General features: G+C 42.3%; 4 protein-coding genes. 3 read left to right on the plus strand and 1 reads right to left on the minus strand.

Translation table 11 applies throughout. The features are described from left to right. Positions 1 to 191 precede the first annotated feature (191 nt). The 3 genes from FFR60_RS14990 to FFR60_RS23100 all read left to right on the plus strand — a co-directional run bounded on the left by FFR60_RS14990 (position 192) and on the right by FFR60_RS23100 (position 1,511). On the plus strand, positions 192 to 575 hold the full coding sequence (locus tag FFR60_RS14990; RefSeq protein ID WP_137664784.1) for a hypothetical protein: 384 nt from the start codon (positions 192 to 194) through the stop codon (positions 573 to 575). Positions 576 to 623: 48 nt separating this feature from the next. Further along, complete coding sequence (locus tag FFR60_RS14995; protein WP_137664785.1) at positions 624 to 1,313, plus strand: DUF2922 family protein; 690 nt, start codon at positions 624 to 626, stop codon at positions 1,311 to 1,313. A gap of 105 nt (positions 1,314 to 1,418) precedes the next feature. Beyond that, complete coding sequence (locus FFR60_RS23100) at positions 1,419 to 1,511, plus strand: type I toxin-antitoxin system Fst family toxin (protein ID WP_137663145.1); 93 nt, start codon at positions 1,419 to 1,421, stop codon at positions 1,509 to 1,511. 133 nt (positions 1,512 to 1,644) lie between these two features. Here FFR60_RS23100 and FFR60_RS15005 read toward each other — a convergent pair. Beyond that, positions 1,645 to 3,291 (minus strand): SpaA isopeptide-forming pilin-related protein (locus tag FFR60_RS15005; protein WP_249355016.1); only part of this gene is annotated, 1,647 nt, incomplete at its 5' end.

The raw sequence follows: 3,291 nt of genomic DNA on the forward strand, positions 1-3,291 counted from the left end.
GACCGATCCAGTGATGAGATCCGAGGCATCTTAGAAAGACTGACACTCTTGACGATCTTTGAAAAGGACGGCGAAAAACTGTTCGACCATGTCGTTAGTGCAAAGTATGTAGAAACTGTCGAAACCATTATCTTTTAAACAAAAACTGGGGAGTGGCGGCTAACAACCGCCCTCCCCTACTAAAAAAATCCATGAATGAACAAACTCTGACTTGCCGACAATTGTTCAATCTTAAATCTACAACACTAGAAAAACGAATCACGAATTACTACTATCAAACGCAAAATAGCAGCTTAACGATCAAATATATCTTGGCGTTACGCGTGCGGTTTCAACTTGGTGCGGAGGAGTTTGCCTTCATTCTAAAGGATCTTGTCCGCGATATTTTTCTGCACACTAAAGCGACTCGGACCATGAGGCGCTTCTTCTATTATTTCCAAGATTATTTCATGACACCCGAATGGCGCTCGTTAAAATCAAAAGTATTTCCTGTCCGTAACTTTGGCGAAAAAGCCATGTCCCTTGTCCGTTCCCTAATCGCAAAAGTCCGTCCTGATGAAACAAATGAACCTTGAGAGTAAACCTACCTACGCAGAAAAAAATTAAGAAAGGAACGTAGAAAAATGACCCATGATTTAGTCACGACCTTCACCAATGGTCTAGGCAAAGAGCACGACTGGACCTATAAAAATGTGAATGCCGACCTGCCAGCGGCACAGCTAAAAGAAGCTTGCGAACTATTAACTCAACTCGACATTTTTGAAAAAAACGGCGTAAAACTATTTGATACTGTGGTCACAGGCAAGATCGTCACCACGTATGATCACGAGATTTTTGACTTAGAAAATGAGCCGAAAGTCGATGTAACCACTCCGACTGAACAGCTAAATAAAGAAGCTGCAATGAAACTTGAAACCGAAACTCCAAGCGAACAGCCTCACGAAAAAGCTGCTTCAAAAACAAATGCTCCAACAAAACCAGAGGAAACTGTTCACCTTGAAAAGGCAAAAGCAGCAATCCTTGCCAAAACAAACAGAAGCTATGACCATGTATTCGAGCCAACCAGAACAGCGATCGAAAGGAAATTGGAAGGCCCGGCAGAAGCGGGAAATAACCAAAATTCATTAATAAGACAATCAACAGAAATCGGAGATAAGCACACGATCGATTGTAAAGAATCCTCTGCCGAAGTCCCTTCAACTTCTTCAACAGCGCAGTCTGAAGCACACGAATCCATGAGTACACAGCAGCGGTTTTGGGCTTGGGTACGGCGCAAGAAAAGTCGGAACAAGGACGATCCGGACATTCACTAACAGTGAAGCGTCTAACTAAACTCGGTCATTGACAACTTAATACCTTTGCGTAGGTAATTTCGCTCACGTCGTCAGCCTCCACTTTTAGAGAGGAGGTGATGCACCTTGAGCGAGCTGATCCGATATGTCCTCGCTCCGCTCTTTGTGGGGCTGATCGTAGCTCTGGTCAACCACTGGTTGAGCGGGCATGATCCATGACGACAAGACAAATACACCTGTGGGAATCCCACAGGTGTTGGCTTAATGAATGAAACGTACGCTACATAAAAAAGTACGAAAAAGCTGGCTGTCACCCGCTTTTTCGCACTTAAAACTTTATCATTCTATGAATTTATTTTTTCTTTCGATAAAGCCATATTCCGCCTACTACTCCCCAGCCTACCACTGTTAAGAAGAGCTGCTCAACCACATTCAACTTAGGATATTGTTTACTCGTTGAACTTGGTGTTGCTTGAGAAGTCTGAGAGCTGGATGCAGGGTATTTTTTTAGACTCGTTGGTGTTGCTTTGGGTTCTGGTATTTTCTTAGGTGTGAGTTCTACTGTGTTTTTCTTGGTTAGTTCAACCAATTTATTGTCTTCTGCTGCCGTAAAGGTCAAAGGTTCACTATCTAACTGATAGCCTTCTGGCGCATTGGACTCCACTAGTGAATACTCACCTGCTGGTAGAGAATCAATATGGATCAATCCATTTTCATCCGTAATCAGCTTTCTTCCCAAATCCACGGGTTCATTCTGGGCATTTTTTAAAAGGAACTCAGCGCCCTTCAATTTTTCTCCTGTCGCTGAATCAATCTTGGTTAAAGTAATGCCTGTTTTGATCTTAGGATCTCGGTTGGTCACCATATTTCGTTCTTCATGGCTTTCTTCGTGGATCGATACTTTCATCGGCTCATCTTCAATCAAGTAGCCTTCTGGCGCATGCGCTTCTACGACATAGTAATCACCAAATGGCAGGTCATTGACTTTGACGACACCATCTTCATCAGTTTGAATTACTTCGTCTTCTCTGATTCGTTGCATTTCAGCGTCAAAAACATGAAAGGCTGCATTGGCCAATGGCTCATTACTGTCAGTATCTACTTTTCTAATGAGGAAGCCTCCAGTCGGCGGTTCTTCATTGTAAATATTGAGGAATTCATTCGCAATATTTTCTTTGGCGTCGTCATCTGAGTAAGTGACCTTACTATTTAACTGGTTACCCTTTTCAGTAATTTCAATCGTTGCTGTGACGGTCTTGCCATCGTAGGTCATGCCAGCTTCATTGCCGGCTTTTTCTTTGATCGTATATACATGGGTTCCGGTTTGATCGAAGGACAGCTTCTTGAACTTGATCGATGAACCATCGTTTTCCTTTGTCTCGATCAGTTGCTCGGCAGAGTCGAATAGTTCAAAGCTAAACTCTTTATCTTTCAACTCGCGACCCGTTAATTTTTTCTCCGCCTCTAATAAGACTTCGATCGGTTTTGGTTTTTCTTTGAAGCTATTCTCAAATTGATTAGCGGTGTTTTCCTTAGCATCGTCATCTGAATAAGTGACCTTACTTTCTAATTTATCATCCTTTTCAGTAATCACAATCGTCGCTGTGACGGTCTTGCCATCGTAGGTCATGCCGACTTCATTGCCGGCTTTTTCTTTGATCGTATATACATGGGTTCCGGTTTTATCAAAGGACAACTTCTTGAACTCAATTGACGAGCCATCGTTTTCTTTCGTATCAATTAATTGACCCTCTGAGTCGAATAGTTCAAAGCTAAAGTCTTTGTCTTTTAACTCGCGGCCCGTTAATTTTTTCTCTGCTTCTAAAGAGACTTCGATTGGTTTTGGTTTTTCTTTAAAGGTATTCTCGAATTGATTAGCAGTGTTTTCTTTGGCATCGTCATCTGAATAAGTGACCTTACTTTCTAATTTATCATCCTTTTCAGTAATCACAATCGTTGCCGTGACGGTCTTGCCATCGTAGGTCATGCCAGCTTCATT

This window comes from Enterococcus hulanensis (genome assembly GCF_005405485.1).
In the GTDB taxonomy this organism is placed as follows: Bacteria; Bacillota; Bacilli; order Lactobacillales; family Enterococcaceae; genus Enterococcus_A; species Enterococcus_A hulanensis.